This is a genomic window from Streptomyces sp. NPDC107550 (genome assembly GCF_055639095.1).
In genome coordinates this window covers 94,424-115,898 of the sequence record NZ_JBVKBC010000003.1, presented here as the reverse complement: position 1 = coordinate 115,898, position 21,475 = coordinate 94,424, and the positions used below count along the sequence as shown (strand labels likewise).

General features: G+C 71.8%; 21 protein-coding genes. 11 read left to right on the top strand and 10 right to left on the bottom strand.

Annotated elements, in window-relative coordinates:
- Positions 1 to 51: 51 nt before the first annotated feature.
- The 4 genes from ACZ7LY_RS05620 to ACZ7LY_RS05605 all read right to left on the bottom strand — a co-directional run bounded on the left by ACZ7LY_RS05620 (position 52) and on the right by ACZ7LY_RS05605 (position 2,619).
- Positions 52 to 573, bottom strand: a complete 522-nt coding sequence (locus ACZ7LY_RS05620) for an ATP-binding protein (protein ID WP_471623230.1) — start codon at positions 571 to 573, stop codon at positions 52 to 54.
- A 21-nt stretch (positions 574 to 594) separates the two neighbouring features.
- Positions 595 to 1,071 carry a (deoxy)nucleoside triphosphate pyrophosphohydrolase gene (locus tag ACZ7LY_RS05615; protein ID WP_471623229.1) on the bottom strand — a complete coding sequence of 159 codons (477 nt, stop codon included), beginning with the start codon at positions 1,069 to 1,071 and terminating at the stop codon, positions 595 to 597.
- A gap of 10 nt (positions 1,072 to 1,081) precedes the next feature.
- Positions 1,082 to 1,288, bottom strand: a complete 207-nt coding sequence (locus ACZ7LY_RS05610) for an SPOR domain-containing protein (protein ID WP_471623228.1) — start codon at positions 1,286 to 1,288, stop codon at positions 1,082 to 1,084.
- A 578-nt stretch (positions 1,289 to 1,866) separates the two neighbouring features.
- Entirely contained in the window at positions 1,867 to 2,619 is a 753-nt protein-coding gene (locus tag ACZ7LY_RS05605; protein WP_471623227.1) for a GntR family transcriptional regulator, read from the bottom strand.
- Between the two features lie 291 nt (positions 2,620 to 2,910).
- On the opposite strand from ACZ7LY_RS05605, the gene ACZ7LY_RS05600 reads away from it, so the two are divergent.
- The 4 genes from ACZ7LY_RS05600 to ACZ7LY_RS05585 all read left to right on the top strand — a co-directional run bounded on the left by ACZ7LY_RS05600 (position 2,911) and on the right by ACZ7LY_RS05585 (position 8,267).
- The gene (locus ACZ7LY_RS05600; protein ID WP_471623226.1) at positions 2,911 to 4,020 is read left to right on the top strand and encodes a pyridoxal-phosphate dependent enzyme; all 1,110 of its coding nucleotides are present in this window, start codon (positions 2,911 to 2,913) and stop codon (positions 4,018 to 4,020) included.
- 618 nt (positions 4,021 to 4,638) lie between these two features.
- Positions 4,639 to 7,323 (top strand): glycosyl hydrolase family 65 domain-containing protein, encoded by a 2,685-nt coding sequence (locus ACZ7LY_RS05595; protein ID WP_471623225.1) that lies wholly within the window; start codon positions 4,639 to 4,641, stop codon positions 7,321 to 7,323.
- 418 nt (positions 7,324 to 7,741) lie between these two features.
- Complete coding sequence (locus ACZ7LY_RS05590) at positions 7,742 to 8,011, top strand: type II toxin-antitoxin system Phd/YefM family antitoxin (protein ID WP_007266282.1); 270 nt, start codon at positions 7,742 to 7,744, stop codon at positions 8,009 to 8,011.
- Positions 8,004 to 8,267, top strand: coding sequence for a type II toxin-antitoxin system RelE family toxin (locus ACZ7LY_RS05585; protein ID WP_471623224.1), 264 nt, complete (start codon positions 8,004 to 8,006; stop codon positions 8,265 to 8,267). The genes ACZ7LY_RS05590 and ACZ7LY_RS05585 overlap by 8 nt, the downstream gene beginning before the upstream one ends.
- Before the next feature lie 134 nt (positions 8,268 to 8,401).
- On the opposite strand, the gene ychF is transcribed toward ACZ7LY_RS05585, so the two are convergent.
- Complete coding sequence (ychF, locus tag ACZ7LY_RS05580; protein WP_471623223.1) at positions 8,402 to 9,490, bottom strand: redox-regulated ATPase YchF; 1,089 nt, start codon at positions 9,488 to 9,490, stop codon at positions 8,402 to 8,404.
- A gap of 283 nt (positions 9,491 to 9,773) precedes the next feature.
- On the opposite strand from ychF, the gene ACZ7LY_RS05575 reads away from it, so the two are divergent.
- Positions 9,774 to 10,427 carry a DUF6542 domain-containing protein gene (locus ACZ7LY_RS05575; RefSeq protein WP_471623222.1) on the top strand — a complete coding sequence of 218 codons (654 nt, stop codon included), beginning with the start codon at positions 9,774 to 9,776 and terminating at the stop codon, positions 10,425 to 10,427.
- 210 nt (positions 10,428 to 10,637) lie between these two features.
- On the opposite strand, the gene ppgK is transcribed toward ACZ7LY_RS05575, so the two are convergent.
- A complete protein-coding gene (gene ppgK, locus ACZ7LY_RS05570; protein WP_471623221.1) occupies positions 10,638 to 11,390 on the bottom strand; it encodes a polyphosphate--glucose phosphotransferase in 753 nt (250 codons plus the stop codon).
- A 29-nt stretch (positions 11,391 to 11,419) separates the two neighbouring features.
- Positions 11,420 to 12,427: a 4-hydroxy-3-methylbut-2-enyl diphosphate reductase gene (locus tag ACZ7LY_RS05565; protein WP_471623220.1), complete on the bottom strand. Its 1,008-nt coding sequence runs from the start codon at positions 12,425 to 12,427 to the stop codon at positions 11,420 to 11,422.
- Positions 12,428 to 12,503: 76 nt separating this feature from the next.
- Here ACZ7LY_RS05565 and ACZ7LY_RS05560 point away from each other — a divergent pair, with 76 nt between their 5' ends.
- From ACZ7LY_RS05560 to ACZ7LY_RS05545, 4 genes are all read left to right on the top strand, one after another.
- On the top strand, positions 12,504 to 13,916 hold the full coding sequence (locus tag ACZ7LY_RS05560; protein WP_471623219.1) for an APC family permease: 1,413 nt from the start codon (positions 12,504 to 12,506) through the stop codon (positions 13,914 to 13,916).
- Between the two features lie 110 nt (positions 13,917 to 14,026).
- Positions 14,027 to 15,247 (top strand): exodeoxyribonuclease VII large subunit, encoded by a 1,221-nt coding sequence (gene xseA, locus ACZ7LY_RS05555; RefSeq protein WP_471623218.1) that lies wholly within the window; start codon positions 14,027 to 14,029, stop codon positions 15,245 to 15,247.
- A gap of 89 nt (positions 15,248 to 15,336) precedes the next feature.
- A complete protein-coding gene (locus tag ACZ7LY_RS05550; RefSeq protein WP_471623217.1) occupies positions 15,337 to 15,612 on the top strand; it encodes an exodeoxyribonuclease VII small subunit in 276 nt (91 codons plus the stop codon).
- Between the two features lie 160 nt (positions 15,613 to 15,772).
- Positions 15,773 to 16,366: a malonic semialdehyde reductase gene (locus ACZ7LY_RS05545; RefSeq protein WP_471623216.1), complete on the top strand. Its 594-nt coding sequence runs from the start codon at positions 15,773 to 15,775 to the stop codon at positions 16,364 to 16,366.
- Positions 16,367 to 16,463: 97 nt separating this feature from the next.
- On the opposite strand, the gene ACZ7LY_RS05540 is transcribed toward ACZ7LY_RS05545, so the two are convergent.
- Entirely contained in the window at positions 16,464 to 17,087 is a 624-nt protein-coding gene (locus ACZ7LY_RS05540) for a DUF4245 domain-containing protein (RefSeq protein ID WP_471623215.1), read from the bottom strand.
- A 201-nt stretch (positions 17,088 to 17,288) separates the two neighbouring features.
- On the opposite strand from ACZ7LY_RS05540, the gene glpX reads away from it, so the two are divergent.
- Entirely contained in the window at positions 17,289 to 18,323 is a 1,035-nt protein-coding gene (glpX, locus tag ACZ7LY_RS05535) for a class II fructose-bisphosphatase (protein ID WP_471623214.1), read from the top strand.
- Positions 18,324 to 18,410: 87 nt separating this feature from the next.
- Here the strand turns inward: glpX and ACZ7LY_RS05530 are convergent, their stop codons facing one another.
- Positions 18,411 to 18,779, bottom strand: coding sequence for a WhiB family transcriptional regulator (locus ACZ7LY_RS05530; protein ID WP_471623213.1), 369 nt, complete (start codon positions 18,777 to 18,779; stop codon positions 18,411 to 18,413).
- A 155-nt stretch (positions 18,780 to 18,934) separates the two neighbouring features.
- A complete protein-coding gene (locus tag ACZ7LY_RS05525) occupies positions 18,935 to 19,627 on the bottom strand; it encodes a DUF1707 SHOCT-like domain-containing protein (RefSeq protein WP_471623212.1) in 693 nt (230 codons plus the stop codon).
- A gap of 164 nt (positions 19,628 to 19,791) precedes the next feature.
- On the opposite strand from ACZ7LY_RS05525, the gene ACZ7LY_RS05520 reads away from it, so the two are divergent.
- Positions 19,792 to 21,456, top strand: a complete 1,665-nt coding sequence (locus ACZ7LY_RS05520) for a fumarate hydratase (RefSeq protein WP_471623211.1) — start codon at positions 19,792 to 19,794, stop codon at positions 21,454 to 21,456.
- The last annotated feature ends 19 nt before the right edge of the window (positions 21,457 to 21,475 follow it).

Sequence of the window (21,475 nt, the reverse complement as noted above, 5' to 3'; positions counted from 1 at the left end):
GGCGACCGTCGCCGGCCCCCCGCAGTCGTCTCCTAACCAGCGGGCCGCCGCCTAACCCGGCTCCCGCCCCCCAAGTACGCCGGCGCCCTCCGGGTGCGCCGGTTCCTCAGGGGGCACCGCCAGTTCGAACCACACGGTCTTGCCTCCGGAACGCTCGTCGCCGGGCCGGATACCCCAGCTCCGCGAGGCGCCCGCGACGAGTTGCAGCCCTCTTCCGCCTTCGTCGTCGGGGGCGGCGCTGCGGGCGCGGGGCGGGTCGGGCAGCGGGTCGGACACCTCGACGCGCAGCACGTCACGGGCGCCGGACGGACGCAGCAGCCGTACGCCGATGGGGCCCGACGCGTACCGCAGGGAGTTCGTCACCAGCTCGCTGACCAGCAGCGTCGTCACGTCCTCCAGGTCGGTCAGGGACCAGGCGGCCAGTTGCCCGCGCACGGCGGAACGGGCTCGGCGGACGGCCGACGGGTCGGCGGGGAAGGCCCACTCGGCGTATTCGCCTTCGATGTGGAGCACGCCGATCACTTCCCTGGCCGCCGCGAGCACCCTGTCCGGTTTCGGAGGGTTAATCGGCATATACCCGGGTACGGGGATGCGCTATCCCGCAGATGGGTGCGTGGTGGCACGGACGGCGTACCGGGCGGCGCGTTCGGCTCCCGCCTCTGCGATCGGCTCCGCCGCTTGCGCCGCCGCCGCGGCTTCGACGGCGGGAACGTCCTGGTCGAGCCAGTTCACGGACCGGATCCGCTCGGGTGCGAGCCAGCGCAGCTCGTCGTGGTCCTGCAAGGGGGCCGGGGTGCCGGAGGTGAGCCGGGTGCGCCAGACCCGGAGCACGTAGCCGGGCTTGAGGGGCCATTCGCCGGGGACGCGGGCGACCGGTTCGGCGTCGATGCCCAGCTCCTCGCGCAGTTCGCGGACGAGGGCGTGCTCCGGCGCCTCCCCCGGTTCCACCTTGCCGCCGGGCAGTTCCCAGCGGCCCGCCAGTTCCGGGGGTGCGCTCCGGCGCGCGGCGAGCAGGCGGCCGTCCGCGTCGTACAGGGCGGCGGCCACCACCACGATCGGTTCTGCGTTCATGGGGCGGAGCCTACGGGTGGGCGCCCTGTGTTCCGTTCTGCCCGGTGCTCTGGGGGAGGCTCTCGACCCAGTAGAGCTGCTTGTGGCCGCGGTCGTCGAGGCTGTCGGCGATCTGCTCGGCCTCCGCCTTCGTGGCGTACCGGCCCACGCGGTAGCGGTTGCCGTTGTCGTCCTGGCGTATGACGAGCCATGGCAGTGTCGTCGTGCTGTCCGTCATCGCGCCCCGCCCTTCCCCGATCGCGCCGACTCGCATCGCGTACCGCCCCCTGGTCGTGAGGAAACCGCAATCCGCATATGCCCGAGCGTACGCCTGACCTTTACGGAGCGGATACGGGTTAGCACAAAGAGGTACGCAACAAGCCAAGTTCCTCCGGAGGGGGGCGCGTGTTTGGGTCTGCGGCGGCTTTTGGGGGGCGGGTTGTTCGTCTCTCGGTGGGTGGGCGGCTTGGCGCGCAGTTCCCCGCACCCCTGGGTGGGTGGGGCTGCCCGTGGTTCGTTGTCTGCGGGTGGGTGGGGCTTCTCGCGCAGTTCCCCGCGCCCCTTCGGTGCGCACTACGTGCGCTACCTCTACCGGGGGAGGCTGGGGCGCAGCCCCGCCTCCAGGGGCGGAGGCCGGGAGTATGCGCTGAGGTCAGCCCCGGTAGGGGCGCGGGGAACTGCGCGGCCAGCCACGACGCGAGGCGAGGGCGAAAGGCGACGGGCCGGCCCGCATACCTCCTCAGGGGCGCGGGGAACTGCGCGGTCTTTTGGGGCAGCCGCGGCAACCCAAGAGCGGCCCGCGCCAAAGGCTGACCGTTACTTCACGGGCAAGTGATACGCCACGCGGTAGCGATCCGCGGGCACGACGACGTCAGCCGTCTCCACAGGCCGCCCAGACGCGAAGAACGTCCGATGAATGACAAGCACCGCATGCCCCGGCACCCCCCCGAGCGCACTCAACTCCTCCGCCAGCCCAGGCCGCGCGGCGACCTCCTCCGTCACGTTGTCCACGACGACATCGATCGCCGCCATCCGCTCGACCACCCCGCACCCCCCGAGCGGCCCCTCCTCGGGCAGCATCACCGGCGTGCGCCCCGTGAGGGCGAGCGGCTCCCACGACGTGGCCAGCATCATCGTCTCGCCGGCGTCCCGGTACACGTACCGCGTGCACATCACCCGGTCACCGGGGCGGATCGCCAGCCGCTCCGCGATACCCGCGTCCGCCCCCGCCTGCTCACTGCGCGACTCCCACGTCCCCCGCGCCGCCGGGTCCGACTGCTCCTGCCGGAACGGCGTCGACCCCGCCCCCGACCGGTATCCGGAACGGGCCACCTTGCGCGGGGTCGGCCGCTCCCGCACATACGTGCCGGAACCCGAGCGCCCCTCGACCAGCCCCTCGGCCATCAGCACCTTGCGGGCCTCCAGGGCGACCGTGTCCGAGACCCCGTACTCCTCGCGGATCTTCGCCTGGGACGGGAGGCGCGTGTGCGGTGGCAGCGATCCGCTGACGATCTTCTTGCGGAGATCACCCGCGACGCGCAGGTACGCCGGCTGCTCACCGAATGTCACTGGTCGTTCCCCTCAAGTCCCCGTCGGACGTCCTCGTCGGATTGACAGACAGCAACAGCGTGGCAACCGTGGGTTGAGCCATGCAAGCAGAGGCCAGAGAATCACTCGAAGTGATGACATGCGCGCCAGGAAGCCTTTACGCAGCATCTTTCTCCAGGTAGTGCAGCTTTCACACATCCACTCCTCGCTCGCGCACCTGTACGCCCCCCTTCCGCGCCCCCGCGAAGAACGCCGCCGGGGACGCCCCGGCACCTCCGTACGTAACGGCCCCGCGCCTCCTACGCTCTCCCCATGACCGCGCTGCCCGACTGTTACTGCCCCGTCGACGGGACCCGCGTACCGGCCGGTTCGCCGGACTGGTCGTGCCCGGTGTGCCGGGGCCCGCTCGACCTCGACTACTCCCCCACGCCCGCCACGCTGAAGTCGCTGACGGGGCGGGAGAGTTCGATGTGGCGGTACGCCGAGTGCCTGCCGCTGCCCCGCCCCGGATGCACGCTCGGTGAGGGGCGCACCCCGCTCGTCCCGCTCACCGACACCGTCTCGGGGAAGCTGGACTTCTTGATGCCGACGCTGTCGTTCAAGGACCGGGGCGCCGTCATGCTGGCCGCGCTCGCCGCCCGGCTCGGCCCCGACCGTGTCGTCGCCGACAGCAGTGGCAACGCGGGCACGGCCGTCGCCGCGTATTGCGCCCGCGCGCGCCTGCCCTGCGAGGTCTACGTCCCCGAGGGCACGTCCCCGAAGAAGATCGAGCAGATCGGGGCGTTCGGCGCGCGGCTCGTCGTGGTGCCCGGTGACCGGGAGGCGGCGGCGGAGGCGGCCCGGCGGACGGCGGACGAACCCGGCGTCTTCTACGCCAGCCACGTCTACAACCCGTACTTCCTGCACGGCACCAAGACGTACGTGCACGAGCTGTGGGAGGACCTCGGCGGGCGCCTGCCCGATGTGCTGGTGCTGCCCGTCGGCAACGGCACGCTGCTGCTCGGGGCGGCGCTCGCCGTCGCGGAGTTGCACGCGGCGGGCATGATCGACCGGCGGCCCGCGCTGCATGCGGTGCAGGCCGCGGCCGTCGCGCCGCTCGCTGCCGCGTGGGAGGCCGGTGCGGATGATCTCGACGACCCCGGCGCCCGGGTCGCGGCCCCGCCGACGCTCGCCGAGGGCATCGCCATCACGCGTCCGCCGCGGGCCCGGCAGATCCTGCGCGCGGTACGGGAATCGGGCGGCGTGTTCCACACGGTGACGGAGGATCAGCTCCGGCACGCCCAGCGGGATCTCGCTTCGCGGGGCTTGTTCGTGGAGTCGACGGCGGCGGCATGCTGGGCCGCTGCGCGGGCGGGGGGTTTGCAGCGGGCGGTGGTCCCTTTGTGCGGGGCGGGGTTGAAGTCGGGGCTGGCGGCGGGGTGAGGCGGGCGTTCATCGCCCCGGCGCGGCGAGGTGCGGTCCGACCGCGCATTTTGGGGCTGACCTCAGCGCCGGTCGATTCAAGCCTGTCTGGGGCCGCGCCCCAGAGTGCCGGGTGCGTCGTGGCCGCTCGCGCAGTTCCCCGCGCCCCCGACGGGGCGATCAGCACCGGTGCCCTGGGGGAGCCGCCCCCGCCTTGGGCAATCTGCCGCCTGGGGCGGCAGGGTGGGCAAGGCGGCCCCCAGCGCCGGGTGCGTGAAGGTTGCACCTCGGGTGCAGCCCCGGTGGGGCTTCTCGCGCAGTTCCCCGCGCCCCTGACGGGGCTGACCTCCGCGCCGGTCAATCAAGCCTCTCCGGCGATTGAGGAGCGGGGCCTGGGGCAGCGCCCCAGAGTGCCGGGTACGCCGTGGCCGAGCGCGCAGTTCCCCGCGCCCCTGAGGGGGCTGACCTCAGCGTCCCTTCCCAGCGGCAGCGTCCCCCGCGCCCCTTATGGGGCTGACCTGAGCGCCGGCTCCCGGGCTCCGCCCCTGACGGGGCTGACCGGGGTGTCGGGTCACCCGGAGCGGCTAGCTCTCGGCGCGGGTCCCGGGGTTCGGCGGGCCCGGCGCGCACCCTCGTACCGTGACCGCCCGACGCCTCCGCGCCCCCCTCACCGCCGCCCTGCTCACCCTGCCACTGACATGCGCCACACTCCCCGCTCCGGCCCTGCCCCCACCGCCCGCCACCACCCAACGCTGCGGTGACCCGGCCTGGACGCCGGCCACCACGACACCGGTCGCACCGGACTCGCCCTACCGCGCGTTCGCCGGAAACGGCTACCTCGGCGTCCGCGTACCACCCGCCGGCGCCGGTTACGCCGAACCCGGCGGCCCGGACGTCAAGACCGGCTGGCCCCTCTACACACACCCCTACGACGGCGCCTTCGCCGCAGGCCTGTACGCACGCGGGCCCGCGAACACCGCCCACCGCGAGGCCATCGCAGCGCTGCCGACCTGGACGGGCCTGGACGTGACCGTGGGCGGTGAGACGTACGGCCCGTCGAGCCGCACGACCGGCTACCGGCAGAGCGTCGATCTGCGCTGCGGGCTGGTCCGTACGTCACTGACCTGGCTGCACGCGGACGGGCGGCGCACGGACCTGACGTACGAGGTGCTCGCGGACCGGGCACGTCCGCACGTCGGCGCGGTCCGGCTGCGCGTCACTCCGCACTGGAGCGGCGAGTTCACCGTGACCGACCGGATCGACGGACGCGGCGCCCGCCGGCTGACCCCCACGGGCGCGGGCCCGGCCGGCAAGCGCACCGCGCGGGTCGGTTTCCGCGCCGAGGGTCCGCCCGGCGCCCCGCACGGCACGGTCGCCAGCACGCTCATCGCCCCCGGCCCGACCCGGCCGGCGTCCAAAAGCGACAGCCTGACGACGACTCAGACCGCCAGTGTGCGCGCCGAGTCAGGCGCCGACTACGACCTGACGAAGTACGTAGGCGTGGACGCGACCCGAGGCCCGGCCACCCGGCGCGCGCAGGACCCGGACGCGGCAGCCGTGGGCGCTTCGCAGCGCGCGGCGGCGGCCGGATGGGACGCGATCATCGCCGAACACACCGACGCCTGGGCGCGGTTGTGGGCATCGGACATCGAGACCCCGGGCCGCCCCGACCTCCAGCTCCAGGTCCGGGCCGCGCAGTACGGGCTGCTGTCGTCGGTGCGCGCGGGCAGCCGGGACAGCATCGCGCCGACCGGTCTGAGCAGTGACAACTACGCGGGCATGATCTTCTGGGACGCGGAGACGTGGATGTTCCCGGCGCTGCTGGCGACCCGCCCCGAACTTGCCGCGCCGGTCCTGGAGTACCGGTACCGCACGCGCCGGGCAGCCGCCGGCAACGCGTACCGCACCTCCCTCAAGGGCCTCATGTACCCCTGGACGAGCGCAAGTTCGGGCCGTCTATGGCAGGAGTGCCAGAGCTGGAACCCGCCGCACTGCGTGAGCCAGATCCACCTCCAGGGCGATATCGCGCTCGCGGCGTGGCAGTACTACCAGGCGACCGGCGACCGCACCTGGCTGCGCGAACGCGGCCTCCCCCTCCTCAACGGCCTGGCCGAGTACTGGACTTCACGCGTCACCCGCGATCCGCAGACCGGCGCAACCCGGCTTCCCTCGTACTCGATCAAGGACGTTGCAGGCCCCGACGAATACGCCAACGGCGTCGACGACGGCGTCTACACCAACGCGGTCGCCGCGCTCTCCCTGCGCGCCGCCGTCAAGGCCGCCCGGGTGCTCGGGGAGCCCGCGCCCGCCGCGTGGACCCGGATCGCGGACGGCCTGCGGCTGCCGTACGACGCGAAGCGCAAGGTCTATCTCCAGTACGCGGGGTACGACCTCGCGCACCCGCCCACCGGCAAGCAGGCCGACGCGGTGCTGCTGATCTACCCGCTCGGTCTGCCCATGCCGAAGGGCGCGGCGGCGGCCACCCTCGACCACTACGCGGCGCACACCGACCCCGACGGCCCGGCGATGACGGACTCCGTGCACGCGGTCGCGGCGGCGGCGATCGGCGAGCCGGGCTGCTCGGCGTACACGTATCTGGAGCGGGCGTCGCGGCCGTTCTTCCGGGGCCCGTTCGGCACGTTCGCGGAGTCGCGGGGCACGAAGGCGGGCGCGGGCGACGCGCTCGCCGGCTCCCCCGCGCAGGACTTCCTCACCGGCAAGGGCGGCTTCCTCCAGGTGTTCACGCACGGCCTCACCGGGCTGCGCCTGCGCGACGACGACGCGGTCGGCCTGGACCCGATGCTCCCGCCGCAACTCTCAACCGGCGTCACGATCAAGGGACTTCACTGGCGCGGCCGTACGTACGACGTGTCGATCGGCCCGGCGCGCACGACGGTCCGCCTGACCTCGGGCGCCCCGTTCCCGATCGTCACCCCGTCCGGCCGCCACACGGTGACCGCGACCGGCACGACCGTACCGACCCGCCGCCCGGACCTCGCCCCGACCCGGGACCTGGCGCGCTGCCGCCCGGCGACGGCGACCTCCGAGGACCCGGGCCAGTACGCGACGGCGGCGGTCGACGGCTCCCCCGCCACGGCCTGGCGCCCGACGGCCCCCGGCGCGTCCCTCACCGTCGACCTGGGCCGGCCCCGCGCCCTCGCCCGCGTCACGACCCCGGGCACCCGCACCCGCGTAACGACCTCCCCCGACACCCACCACTGGACCCCCTTCACCCCAGGCGAGCGAGCCCGCTACGTCCGCATCACGGAGACCTCCCCCAAGCCGGAACCGGTGGCGGAGGTGCGGGTGTTCGGCGCCGGATGACCTACACAACCACCGAAAGACAGAAAGCGGCCAGGGGACGTCACACCGCCACGAGCCGGACTCGGTCGCCGCACAGCTTGCCCATGTCGTCACTGTCGGAAGTCAGCACGACCACGGAACGGCGCTCCCGCAGCGGTACGAGAAGAACCAAGGGCCCGACCCCGAAGATCCGGACCCTTCCTGACCCGCATATCTGCCAGATCAGTGACGCGGTGACAGGTCACCCGCTACTCGTTGAAGCGGAACGTCGAGCACAGAGCTATGACCTGCGAAAACTCGGTTCTGGAAGTGGTTATCCACCACCGATCCAGCACCGTGCGGATTCATCCAGCACATCCAGCACGCGCGGCCACCGCGAGGGTAGGTCGCATGGGCGCCGACATTGTGTACACACGGGACACTCGGTACGCTTGAGCGCATGACACAGCCGTTGCCCATAGAGTCCATCCGCGACGTGCGAGCACACCTGGCGGAGGTGGTGGAGCGCGCGGACCGCGACGACGTACCCACGGTGATCACGCGCCGAGGCAAGGAAGTCGCCGCCGTGGTGTCCATCGAGGTGCTGCGCAAGTACCAGGAATGGGAAGAGCGCGAGATCAACCGGATCATCGACGAGCGCATGGCCAACCCGGCACCCGGCATCCCGATCGAGGACATCATGAGGGAGACGCTGGCGCGCAGTGAGTGAGTACCGAACGGTCTTCCGACCCGAGGCCCAGGCCGAGCTCCGGAAGATCCCTCGCGACATGGCGCTGCGCATCCTGGCCAAGCTGACCGAGTTGGAAACCGACCCCCTCGGCTTCAACACCACCGCACTGGTGTCCCAGCCCGAACGCCGCCGCCTGCGCGTCGGCGACTACCGCGTCGTCTACACGATCGACAACGGCGAGCTGGTGGTCTGGGTCCTTCACGTGGGACACCGGTCCACCGCCTACGGGACCTGATTACCGCTGCCCCTGCGTCAGAATATCCAGCACCAATCCAGCACGGTGACGACGAAGGGGTCGGACTCGACCGAGTCCGACCCCTTCTGACCTGCATGTTCGCCACGTCCGCGACGTGGTGTTATTTCACCCGATCACACATTGAAACGGAACTCCACCACGTCCCCGTCCTGCATCACATAGTCCTTGCCCTCCATGCGGGCCTTGCCGGCCGCTCGGGCTTCGGCTACCGAGCCGCAGGCGACCAGGTCGTCGAAGGAGATGACCTCGGCCTTGATGAAGCCCTTCTGGAAGTCCGTGTGGATGACGCCGGCCGCTTCGGGGGCCGTGGCGCCCTTCTTGATGGTCCAGGCGCGGGATTCCTTCGGGCCGGCCGTCAGGTAGGTCTGCAGGCCCAGGGTGTCGAAGCCGACGCGGGCGAGGGTGGCGAGGCCGGGCTCCTCGGCGCCGACGGACTGGAGGAGTTCCATCGCGTCCTCCTCGTCCAGTTCGGCGAGGTCCGCCTCCAGCTTGGCGTTGAGGAAGATCGCCTCGGCCGGGGCGACCAGGGCGCGCTGCTCGGCCTTGAAGGTCTCGTCGGTCAGCTCGTCCTCGTCGACGTTGAAGGCGTAGAGGAAGGGCTTGGTGGTGAGGAGGTGGAGGTCGTGGAGGAGTTCCTCCTTGCCGGAGCCCTGGGCGATGCCCTGGGAGAAGAGGGTGTCGCCCTTCTCGAGGATCTCCTTGGCCGCCTCGACGGCCGCGACCTTCGGCACGACGTCCTTCTTGATCCGGGACTCCTTCTGGAGACGCGGCAGGACCTTCTCGATGGTCTGGAGGTCGGCGAGGATCAGCTCGGTGTTGATCGTCTCGATGTCGTCCTTGGGCGAGACCTTGCCGTCGACGTGGACGACGTTCTCGTCCTTGAAGGCGCGGATGACCTGGCAGATCGCGTCGGACTCGCGGATGTTCGCCAGGAACTTGTTGCCCAGGCCCTCGCCCTCGCTCGCGCCGCGCACGATGCCCGCGATGTCGACGAAGTCGACGGTCGCCGGGAGGACCTTCTGCGAGGAGAAGATCTCGGCCAGCTTCGTCAGGCGGGTGTCGGGGACGCCCACGACCCCCACGTTCGGCTCGATCGTGGCGAACGGGTAGTTGGCCGCCAGCACGTCGTTCTTGGTCAGGGCGTTGAACAGGGTCGACTTGCCGACATTCGGCAGACCGACGATTCCGATCGTGAGCGACACGTTGCGACTTCCCGTACGTGGTGGGCGCTGATGGCCGTGGATGGGTGAAGGTGTGTGCTCCGGCGGGGCGGGCACGGTTCTTCTTGGTGGGCGATCCCCCAGTTTACGGGGTCCGCGCCGGGGGCCGGGCCCGTGGCCGAGGTCGTCGCCGGGGGCCGCCCGCGTCCCCGTCCGGGTGGTCGCCGAGGTCGTCGTCGAGGAGGTGGTCAAGGTCGTGGTCAAGGTCGGCCAAAGCGCGTGTCCCGCGGCGTATTCCGCACATAAGCGCACCTATGTTGGGCTTGTGGAGCAACCCAGGACGCGTCCCGCGCAATCGCGCCCCCGCCGCACCGCCCCGCTTCCGCCGCAGGCGCAGGCGCGGGGCGGGGCCGCCGGCGAGCGCGCCGATGTCGCCGCCGAGTCGGCGACCGTCTACCGGTCCTCGGGGCGGTCCCGGCCGGTGCCCTTGCTCGTACGGGCACTGCGCGGGTTCCCGGGTCCTCGGCTGACGGGGCTGGGCTGCGGGCTGTTCGCCGTCGGCGCGATGCTGCTCATCGGACTGCTCGACCTGGCGCTGTTCGACGGCTCGCCGGCCGTGTACGGAGTGCTGTTCCTGCTGGTCAGTGGGCTTGCCGCGCGCTGGGTGCGGGGGCCGGACCTGGCGGCGGCGCCGATCTCGATGCCGATCGCGTTCGCGGTGGGCGTGGTGCCGGTCGCCCAGGGTTCGGCCGGCGCCGGCGCGGGGGCGATGGGCGTCATGACGACGCTGGCGATGAACGCGGGCTGGCTGTACGCCGGCACCCTCGTCGCCGGAGTCTGGGTACTGGTGCGCCGGGTACGTCTGCGGAGCCGCCGCGCCCCCCAGCGCCCCGCCCCCACCGGCAACCGCCCCCGCGCCACCAAGCGCCCAGGCGGAACCCACGGCACCCGCAACACCCGCCCCCACGACCCCGCCTGACCCCGAAAAGCACCCCCAGGGCTAGCGCCCCGCCCGGGACGCGAAAAACACCCCGCACCGGCCGCCCCGCCAGGGGCGCGGGGAACTGCGCGACCAGCCCCCACCAGCCCGCAGGCGAACCACGACAGAGGCCCCCGGGGGCCAACCCCCCGGAACCCCCCGCCCCGGCCGGCCGAAACCCCGTACCGCGAACCCCGGCCGTACCGCCCGCTACCGCCCCGCGGCCCCCGCGGACATCGCCGCCCCCACAATCCCCGCATTGTTCTGAAGCTGCGCCGGCACGATCTCCGCGCGGACGCCCTTGATGAGCGGCAGGAACTTGTCGGCCTTGCGGCTGACCCCGCCGCCGATGACGAAGAGTTCCGGCGAGAACAGCATCTCGACGTGCCGCAGGTACTTCGTGACGCGCTTGGCCCAGTGCTCCCAGCTCAGCTCGTGGTCCTCCTTGGCCTTCGTGGACGCCCGGCGCTCCGCGTCGTGCCCGTCCAGCTCCAGATGGCCCAGCTCCGTGTTGGGCACGAGGACGCCGTCGCTGAACAGCGCGGAGCCGATGCCCGTACCGAAGGTGAGCAGCAGGACCGTGCCGCGACGCCCGCGCCCGGCGCCGAAGCGCATCTCGGCGACGCCCGCCGCGTCCGCGTCGTTGAGCACCGTCACCGGGAGCCCGCCGAGCCGCTCGCTGAGGAGCGCGCGGGCGTCCACGTCGACCCAGCTCTTGTCGACGTTCGCGGCGGTACGGACCGTACCGCCGCCTGTCACCACGCCGGGGAAGGTGATGCCGAGGCGGTCGCAGCCGCCCGCGAAGTGCTCGACGACCTCCTTGACCCCGTCCGCGACCGCGTCCGGGGTGGCCGGGTGCGGGGTCAGTACCTTGTACCGCTCCTGCGCCAGGTCGCCGCGCTCCAGGTCGACCGGGGCGCCCTTGATCCCTGATCCGCCGATGTCCACGCCGAAGATCTGCATGACTCCACGCTACGACGTGGCACGCGCGGTCACTTCTCGGCGGTGCGCTCCGCGACGAGGGAGGCGGCCTCGGCGCGCAGGTCGCGGCGGAGCTCCTTCGGCAGCGAGAAGGTGATGGACTCCTCGGCGGCCTTGACGATCTCCACGTCCGCGTAGCCGCGCTGCGACAGCCACTCCAGGACCTCCTCGACGAGCACGTCGGGGACGGAGGCGCCGGAGGTGACGCCGACGGTGGTGACGCCTTCCAGCCACGCCTCGTCGATCTCGCTGGCGAAGTCGACCAGGTACGCGTCCTTCGCGCCGGCGAGCTTGGCGACCTCGACGAGCCGCTTGGAGTTGGAGGAGTTGCGCGAGCCGACGACGATGACGAGGTCGGAGTCGGCGCCCATCTGCTTCACGGCGAGCTGCCGGTTCTGCGTGGCGTAGCAGATGTCGTCGCTGGGCGGCGAGACGAGCTGCGGGAACTTCTCCTTGAGGGCGTCGACGGTCTCCATGGTCTCGTCGACGGAGAGCGTGGTCTGGGAGAGCCAGACGACCTTGGAGGGGTCGCGGACCTCGACCTTGGCGACGTCATCGGGGCCGTCGACCAGGGTGATGTGGTCGGGGGCCTCGCCGGAGGTGCCGATGACCTCCTCGTGGCCCTCGTGGCCGATCAGGAGGATGTCGAAGTCGTCGCTCGCGTAGCGGATCGCTTCCTTGTGGACCTTGGTGACCAGCGGGCACGTCGCGTCGATGGTGGCGAGCCTGCCGCGCTCGGCCTCCTCGTGGACGGTCGGGGCGACACCGTGCGCGGAGAACATGACGATGGAACCCTCGGGTACCTCGTCCGTCTGCTCGACGAAGATGGCGCCCTTCCGCTCCAGGGTCTGGACGACGTACTTGTTGTGCACGATCTCGTGGCGTACATAGATCGGGGCCCCGTACCGCTCCAGGGCCTTCTCGACGGCGATCACGGCACGGTCCACACCGGCGCAGTAGCCACGGGGGGCGGCGAGCAGGACACGGCGGGAGCCAGTCGTAGCAGTCATGTCCCCCATCGTAAGGCCGAGCCCAGCAGGCCAAAGATCGCCCGTCCGTGAACACTGGGAGCATCCGCGACACTCCGGAGGCACGATGTCGACAGCAGCCGCCCCCGACAGCGCCGAGCAGCCCGAGGCGCCCGCCGGCAAGCTCCGGCGCGATCTCGGCTTCCGTGACCTGGTGGTCTACGGGCTGCTGTTCATCGCGCCCATGGCCCCGGTCGGTGTCTTCGGCACCCTGGACGCGAAATCGCACGGCGCCGTCGCGCTGGTGTACATCGTGGCGACGGTGGCGATGGCGTTCACCGCTTTCAGCTACGCGCAGATGGTGCGGGTGGCCCCGCAGGCCGGCTCGGTGTTCGCCTACGCGCGCGTGGGGCTCGGTCGCGGTCCCGGCTTCGTCGCGGGCTGGATGGCGATGCTGGACTACCTGCTGATCCCGGCGGTCGCGTACCTCTTCTCCGGCATCGCCATGAACGCGCTGGTGCCGTCCGTGTCGCGGTGGGTGTGGACGGCGCTCGCGGTGGTGATCACGACCCTGCTGAACCTGTGGGGCGTACGGGCCGCGGCCCGGGTCGGCTTCGCGGTGCTGGCCCTCGAAGTGATCGTCCTGCTGGTGTTCGTGGTGTCGGCGGTCGTGGTGCTCGTACGGGACGGCGCGCAGCGGGACTGGCTGTCGCCGCTGACCGGGGACGGGACGCAGGGCGCGTTCGCGCTGTCCGCGGTGATCGGGGCGGTGTCGATCGCGGTGCTGTCGTATCTGGGCTTCGACGCCATCGCCACGTTCGCGGAGGAGGTCACGGGCGGCTCGGCGAAGGTGGCGCGGGCGGTGCTGTTCTGCCTGGCGTTCACGGGTGTGCTGTTCGTGGCGCAGACCTATCTGGTGGCGCTGCTCGAACCGGTGACGTCGGCGCAGTTGCTCGCCGACCCGGGCAAGCAGGGGTCGGCGTTCTACGACGCGGTGGACGTGTCGGTCGGGGGCTGGCTGCACGACCTGGTGGCGGTGAGCAAGGCGATCGGAGCGGCGTTCGCGGCGCTGGCCGGGCAGGCGGCGGCGGGCCGGCTGCTGTTCGCCATGGCGCGCGACCGGCGGCTGCCGAGGGTGCTGTCGCGTACGGACGGGGGTGTGCCGCGGGTCGCGCTGCTGGTGGCGGCGGTGATCACGCTGGTCGCGGCGGTGTGGGCGGCGAGCCGTGACGACGGCATGGACCATCTCGTCTCGGTGGTCGACATCGGCGCCCTGACGGCGTTCACGCTGCTGCACGCGAGCGTGGTCGGCTATTTCGCGGTGCGCCGCAAGGGCGGGACGGTGAGCTGGTGGCGGCATCTGCTGGTGCCGGTGGTCGGCGCGGCGATCACCATCGCGGTGATCGTGGAGGCGTCGGCGACGGCCCAGGTGGTCGGCGCGATCTGGCTGGCGGTGGGGCTCGTGGTGCTGGCGGTGCAGACGCGCGGCGGGAACGACGGCGACCCGGCCCCGCTCGACGCCACGGCCCCGGGGCGGTGAACTCCGGGGCCCCTGGTCCCCGCCCGTGAACCCCGGGCGGGCGTGAGCCGGGGCGGGGGCCGGGGCGTGCGCGGGGCGGCGATGTCGGTGGCGGCCGCTACGCTCGCGGCATGGCTGCCAATACGTCCCCGGACGCCCCGCTCCCCGTGGGGCAGGTCTCCCGGCTCATCGGGGGGTGGATCGACCGGCTCGGTGCCGTGTGGGTGGAGGGGCAGATCACCCAGCTCTCCCGCAGACCGGGCGCCGGTGTCGTCTTCCTGACGCTGCGCGACCCCTCGTACGACATCTCGATCTCGGTCACCTGCTACCGGCAGGTGTTCGACGCGGTGGCGGACGTGGTGAGCGAGGGCGCGCGCGTGGTCGTGCACGCGAAGCCCGAGTGGTACGCGCCGCGAGGGCAGCTCTCGCTGCGGGCCGCCGAGATCCGGCCGGTGGGCATGGGCGAGCTGCTGGTGCGCCTGGAGCAGTTGAAGAAGTCGCTGGCCGCCGAGGGCCTGTTCGCCGCCGACCGCAAGCGTCCGCTGCCGTTCCTGCCGCAGCTCATCGGCCTGGTGTGCGGGCGCGCGTCGGCCGCCGAGCGCGACGTCCTGGAGAACGCGCGGCACCGCTGGCCCGCCGTCCGCTTCGAGGTGCGCAATGTGCCGGTGCAGGGCGTGCACGCGGTGCCGCAGGTGGTGCAGGCGGTCAAGGAGCTGGACGCGCACGACGAGGTCGATGTGATCGTCGTGGCGCGCGGCGGCGGAAGCGTGGAGGACCTGCTGCCGTTCTCCGACGAGCAGCTGATCCGGGCGGTGGCGGGCTGCCGTACGCCGGTCGTCTCGGCGATCGGGCACGAGCCGGACCAGCCGCTGCTCGACTTCGTGGCCGACCTGCGCGCGTCCACGCCGACGGACGCGGCGAAGAAGGTCGTGCCGGACGTCGGCGAGGAGTACGAGCGGGTGCGCTGGCTGCGGGAGCGGGCGCGGCGCGGTGTCGAGGCGCTGATCGAGCGCGAGGAGCGGGGGCTCGCGGCGGCGCTCGGCCGGCCGTCGATACAGGACCCGCACCGGATGATCGAGGAGCGGGAGCAGCAGGTGAGCGCGCTCGCCGACCGCGGCCGGCGCACGCTCGGGCATCTGCTGGACCGCGCGGAGTCGGAGCTGACGCACACGCTGGCGCGGGTGGTCGCCCTCTCCCCCGCCGCCACGCTGAAGCGCGGGTACGCGGTGCTCCAGCGCCCGGACGGACACGTGGTGCGCGCCCCCGCCGACGCGGAGCCCGGCGCGGAGCTGCGGGCCCGGGTCGCGGAGGGCGAGTTCACCGTACGGGTGACGGAGACCGAGCCTTCGTAGGCGACCGGGGTGGCTCCTCCCGCCCCCGTACCGCATGACCGCATGACCACACGACGACCGCGACCGGCGCGGTGACAGGACGGATGACGATGACGGACACCAAGACGGAGCGGGCGGCCGAGGAGTCGCTCGGGTACGAGCAGGCGCGCGACGAGCTGATCGACGTCGTACGGCGGCTTGAGGCGGGCGGCACCTCGCTGGAGGAGTCGCTGGCGCTGTGGGAGCGCGGCGAGGAGCTGGCGAAGGTCTGCCGCCGCTGGCTGGACGGCGCCCGCGCCCGCCTGGACGCGGCGCTGGCCCAGGAGGACGCGGCGGGTGCGGCGGACACCGAGGAGGAGACGGACGCCGAGGAGGACGACCGGTAGGCGACGCGGGCGGGTGCGCGGGAGCAGTGACGTGACGCAGTGGCGTGGGTCACTCCCACTCTAGTTGAAGCTTCAACCTCATCGGCGTACGCTCATGGAAGCGGTCGGTCCGGGAGGTTCGGACCAGCCTGGCCGCCACGTCGCACCGAGAAGGTTGATCATGTCGCTCGTTCTTGACCCCGCCGCCCAGGACCTGCTGTTCCGTGAGGCCCGCACCGCGAACACCTTCACCGACGAGCCGGTGACCGACGAGCAGATGCAGGCCGTCTACGACCTGATCAAGTTCGGCCCGACCTCGATGAACCAGTCGCCGCTGCGCGTCACCCTCGTGCGCTCCGCCGAGGCCCGCGAGCGCCTGGTGGCCCTCATGGCCGACGGCAACAAGGAGAAGACCGCGAAGGCCCCGCTGGTCGCCATCCTCTCGGCGGACAACGAGTTCCACGAGGAGCTGCCGCAGCTCTTCCCGCACTTCGAGGGCGCCAAGGGCATGTTCGAGGGCATGGGCCGCGAGGCCCGCGAGGGCAGCGCCGCCCTCAACGCCACGCTCCAGGCCGGCTACTTCATCATCGGCCTGCGCGCCGCCGGCCTGGCCGCCGGCCCGATGACCGGCGCCGACCTGGAGGGCATCCGCAAGGAGTTCCTCGACGACGACCACACCCCGCTGATGGTCATCAACATCGGCAAGCCCGGCGAGAACGCCTGGTTCCCGCGCTCCCCGCGCCTAAAGCACGAGCAGGTCGTCACGTCCGTCTGAGCCGCGCCCCGGCCCACCCGGGCCGACCCCCGCGCACACCGAAGGGGCCCCGCCGTCACGGCGGGGCCCCTTCGTCATGCCTGTACGAGAGAGCCCGTCACGCCCGCACGGGAAAGCGTGCGGCGGCGGAGTCCTTCGCGTCGGCGGAGTCCTTGGTCCCGGCGGAGTCCTTCGGGGCCGGGGGCTTCGCCTCCGCGTCGTGCTTCAGCTCCAGCGATTCGGCCATCTTCGTGAGCCCCGCGAGCCCGGCCGTCCCCGTGACCACGGTCGTGGAGCCCTTCTTGCGCAGCACCAGGGCGTCGTACTTCTCGCCCTTGTACGGCTGCCAGGACTCGCCGCCGATCTCCCGCGCGCCGCCGGACTTCTTCGCGCCCTTGCTCGCGTCGGCGATGAAGCGGGTGGGCTTGTCGGTGGACTGCTCGACCGCGACGTACTCGCCGCTCGGGTCGAGGAAGCCCAGGTGCCACGCCTGGTTCTGGGCGCCGTCGTAGCGGACGGACGTCGCCTTCCAGTCCTTGGAGAGCCCCGTGGGCGCGGCCACCGGGTAGGAGGCGGCGCGGCGCGCGGTCAGCAGTTCGACCCGGTAGTCCACGCGCTTGAGCGGCGGCTCCTTGGAATCGTCGTGCGGGATGAACACATAGGCGGCGCCCGCCGCGACGACGCAGACGCCGAGCGAGAGCACCAGGCTGCCGACCGTCTTCTTGCCATTTCTTCCTGCCACGCGCCCATCGTCGCAGGTCGCTTCTGGATCACTGCCGGGAGGTCCGAAAACGTCCCGTCCGGCAGGAACGGCCCCCGCTCATCCGTGGGGTGCCCTGCTCAGATTGTCGGACTGACGATAGAGTTCGACCACAACCCTCATCCGGCCGTCGTCGTATCCCGGTGAACGCCAGAAAACGCCGGAACAGAAAGGTGCGTCTCGATGACCGAGCATCACCAGCTTCCGTCCGAACTCGAGGTCCCCTCCGAGGCCCCGGACCGCAACCTCGCCCTGGAGCTCGTCCGGGTCACCGAGGCCGCGGCGATGGCCGCCGGCCGCTGGGTCGGGCGCGGGGACAAGAACGGGGCGGACGGCGCGGCCGTGCGCGCCATGCGGACCCTCGTCTCGACGGTGTCGATGAACGGCGTGGTCGTCATCGGCGAGGGCGAGAAGGACGAGGCGCCGATGCTGTTCAACGGCGAGCACGTCGGCGACGGGACGGGCGCCGAGTGCGACATCGCCGTCGACCCGATCGACGGCACGACGCTCACCGCGAAGGGCATGCCGAACGCGGTGGCCGTGCTCGCCGCCGCCGACCGGGGCACGATGTTCGACCCGTCGGCCGTGTTCTACATGGACAAGCTGGTCACCGGCCCCGAGGCCGCCGACTACGTGGACATCGACGCGCCGGTGTCGGTCAACATCCGCCGGGTGGCCAAGGCCAAGCGCGCCACCCCCGAGGACGTCACCGTCGTGCTGCTGGACCGGCCGCGCCACGAGGGCATCATCAAGGAGATCCGGGAGACCGGCGCCCGGATCAAGCTCATCTCGGACGGCGACGTCGCCGGTTCGATCCTGGCCGTGCGCGAGGGCAGCGGCGTCGACATGCTGCTCGGCATCGGCGGCACCCCCGAGGGCATCATCTCGGCCTGCGCGATCAAGTGCCTGGGCGGCGTGATCCAGGGCAAGCTGTGGCCGAAGGACGAGCAGGAGCGGCAGCGGGCGCTGGACGCCGGGCACGACCTGGACCGCGTCCTGTCGACGAACGACCTGGTCTCCGGGGACAACGTGTTCTTCGTGGCGACCGGCATCACCGACGGCGAGCTGCTGCGCGGGGTGCGCTACCGCCCCGAGACGGCCACCACGTCGTCCCTCGTGATGCGCTCGAAGTCCGGCACGATCCGGCAGATCGACTCGGAGCACCGGCTGAGCAAGCTGCGCGCGTACAGCGCGATCGACTTCGACCGCGCGAAGTGAGCGCGAGCCCGGCATGATCCGAAGGACAGGCCCGAGGGCGCCCCGTGACGCGGGGCGCCCTCGGTGTCGTCGGGGTGGGCCGGCGGGTCAGCCGGCCGCGGCTATCGCGCGCGCCGCCTGCTTGAGCTCGACCTCGCGGCGCCGGCGGCGGGCGAGCACCACGCGGCGCTCCGCGGCCGTCAGACCGCCCCACACGCCGTACGGCTCGGGCTGGAGCAGGGCGTGCTCGCGGCACTCCACCATCACCGGGCAGCGGGCGCAGACCCGCTTCGCGGCCTCCTCGCGGGCGAGGCGCGCGGCCGTCGGCTCCTTGGACGGCGCGAAGAACAGGCCCGCCTCGTCGCGCCTGCACACGGCTTCCGTGTGCCATGGCGCGTCCTGGTCCCGGTCCCCCACTGGCACGCGCTGCTGCGGAACGGCGGAGACCTGCAGGGACTGATGCGGCGGATGCAGCACGGTCTACTCCTGACGACGGCGTACGACGGCTTTCGCGAGCGAGAGACGATGCAGCAACCTCTACCCGCTGTGTCGGCGCCTATGCACTGAGTTCCGAGCGTGGAAGTTCCCGAGCGCATACGGGAGTTCGGCCCGGGCCGGCCGGGACGGGCGGGTCAGTCGAGGTGCTTGCGCATGTGCTTGGAGACGGCGCGGCCCACGTACTTGTGCAGATCCGCGACAAGCTTGCCGCGCCGGGGCCTGGCCTCGACGCTGCCGAGGACGGCGGCGCCCTCCACGTGCACGACGGGCGCGTCGGGGTCCGCCGCGTCCAGCGTGTCGACCTCGAAGCTGCCGAGGACGCCGCCGCCGGTGCCGCGCAGCGACACGTTCTCCGGGACGCGGACGGTGACGCTGCCGAAGACGGAGACCGCCTTGATGTGGACCTCGGGGTATTCGAAGATCGCCTCGCTGAGATCGATCTCCACGCTGCCGAACACGGCGACGGCCTGGGTGCGCCGGCCCACCCGCCAGCGGCCACGGCGGACGCTGGCGCTGAAGACGGCCACGAGGTTCTCGGCGGGCGGCAGCGGATAGGGGCCGGGCGCGGCGGCCGGGCGCGGGGCGGCGGCGCGGGGGCGCTCGGTGTGCGGTCCCGGCAGGTCCCGTACGAAGGGTTCCAGCTCGCCGACGGTCTTGGCGCGGTAGACGCCGTCGACGCGCTCGGCGTGCTCCTCGGGGTCGAGCCGCCCCTGAGCGAGCGCCTCCCGCAGGATGTCGGCGACGCGGTCGCGGTCGGCGTCGGAGGCGCGCAGGTCGGTCGGTTCGGCCGGGGCGGCGCCGCTCTGGGGGCGCTTGTCGAGGTCCACGGCAGCAGCGTACCCAGACGCGATAGAACGCGACCAGGGAGCGAACGCGACAGGTGCGCGCGAACTGAGCCTTACCTCACAGGTGCGGCGGGTGCGTCAGGTTCTACGCTGGTTGGCGCTGCCAACGGATGCCAGCTACACCTGCCGAAAGAGGAATGGGCGAGATGCCTGAGTTCGCGTACACCGATCTGCTCCCCCAGGGCGAGGACACCACCCCGTACCGCCTGGTGACCTCGGAGGGCGTCTCCACGGTCGAGGGGCCGGACGGGCGCACGTTCCTCAAGGTCGAGCCGGAGGCGCTGCGCAAGCTGGCCGAGGAGGCCATCCACGACATCCAGCACTACCTGCGCCCGGCGCACCTCGCGCAGCTCCGGCGGATCGTGGACGACCCGGAGGCGTCGTCCAACGACAAGTTCGTGGCGCTCGACCTGCTGAAGAACGCGAACATCGCGGCGGCCGGTGTGCTGCCGATGTGCCAGGACACGGGCACGGCGATCGTCATGGGCAAGCGCGGGCAGAACGTGCTGACGGCCGGCGAGGACGAGAAGTCGCTGTCCAAGGGCATCTACGACGCCTACCAGAACCTGAACCTGCGCTACTCGCAGATGGCCCCGCTGACCATGTGGGACGAGAAGAACACCGGCTCGAACCTGCCGGCGCAGATCGAGCTGTACGCGACGGACGGCGGCGCCTACAAGTTCCTGTTCATGGCGAAGGGCGGCGGCAGCGCCAACAAGTCGTTCCTGTACCAGGAGACGAAGGCCGTCCTGAACGAGTCCTCCATGATGAAGTTCCTGGAGGAGAAGATCCGTTCGCTCGGCACGGCCGCCTGCCCGCCGTACCACCTGGCGATCGTCGTCGGCGGGACGAGCGCCGAGTACGCGCTGAAGACCGCGAAGTACGCCTCCGCGCACTACCTGGACGAGATCCCGGCCGAGGGCAGCGAGCTGGGCCACGGCTTCCGGGACAAGGAGCTGGAGGAGAAGGTCTTCGAGCTGACGCAGAAGATCGGTATCGGCGCGCAGTTCGGCGGCAAGTACTTCTGCCACGACGTGCGTGTGGTGCGGCTGCCCCGGCACGGCGCGTCCTGCCCGGTGGCCATCGCCGTGTCCTGCTCGGCGGACCGCCAGGCCGTCGCCAAGATCACCGCCGAGGGCGTCTTCCTGGAGCAGCTGGAGACGGACCCGGCGCGCTTCCTGCCGGAGACGACCGACGAGCACCTGTCCGACGAGGACGTGGTGCGGATCGACCTGAACCGGCCGATGGACGACATCCTCGCCGAGCTGACCAAGTACCCGGTGAAGACCCGTCTCTCGCTGACCGGCCCGCTGGTCGTGGCCCGTGACATCGCGCACGCCAAGATCAAGGAACGTCTTGACGCGGGCGAGGAGATGCCGCAGTACCTGAAGGACCACCCGGTGTACTACGCGGGCCCGGCGAAGACGCCCGAGGGGTACGCGTCGGGGTCGTTCGGCCCGACGACGGCCGGCCGCATGGACTCGTACGTGGAGCAGTTCCAGGCGGCGGGCGGCTCGAAGGTGATGCTGGCGAAGGGCAACCGCTCGCAGCAGGTCACCGACGCCTGCGACGCGCACGGCGGCTTCTACCTCGGCTCGATCGGCGGCCCGGCGGCGCGGCTCGCGCAGGACTGCATCAAGAAGGTCGAGGTCGTCGAGTACGAGGAGCTGGGCATGGAGGCGGTGTGGAAGATCGAGGTCGAGGACTTCCCCGCGTTCATCGTCGTGGACGACAAGGGCAACGACTTCTTCCAGAACCCGGCGCCCGAGCCGACGTTCACGCACATCCCGGTGCGCGGCCCGGGCCTGTGAGCCGCTAGGGCGTGGACGG